The organism is Pseudomonas sp. HMSC066A08, from assembly GCF_001813025.1.
Lineage (GTDB): Bacteria > Pseudomonadota > Gammaproteobacteria > Pseudomonadales > Pseudomonadaceae > Pseudomonas > Pseudomonas aeruginosa.
This window is the reverse complement of record NZ_KV811367.1, coordinates 1-206: the sequence shown is the minus strand read 5'-3', so window position 1 is coordinate 206 and position 206 is coordinate 1. Positions and strand designations below refer to the sequence as shown.

Annotated in this window: 1 protein-coding gene; it reads left to right on the top strand. The window is 69.4% G+C overall.

Annotation, left to right across the window (positions count from 1 at the left end; genetic code table 11):
- Positions 1 to 206: Ig-like domain-containing protein (locus HMPREF2886_RS28445; protein WP_139148430.1), on the top strand; the 206-nt coding region annotated here is incomplete at both ends.

Genomic DNA, 206 nt, shown 5'->3' with positions numbered 1-206 from the left:
GCGCCGGCCACGCCGACCGTCAACCTGAGCAACGGCAGCAGCCTCAGCGGCACTGCGGAACCGGGCAGCACGGTGATTCTCACCGACGGCAACGGCAATCCGATCGCCGAGGTCACCGCCGACGGCAGCGGCAACTGGACCTACACTCCGTCCACGCCGATCGCCAACGGTACTGTGGTCAACGTGGTGGCCCAGGACGCCGCCGG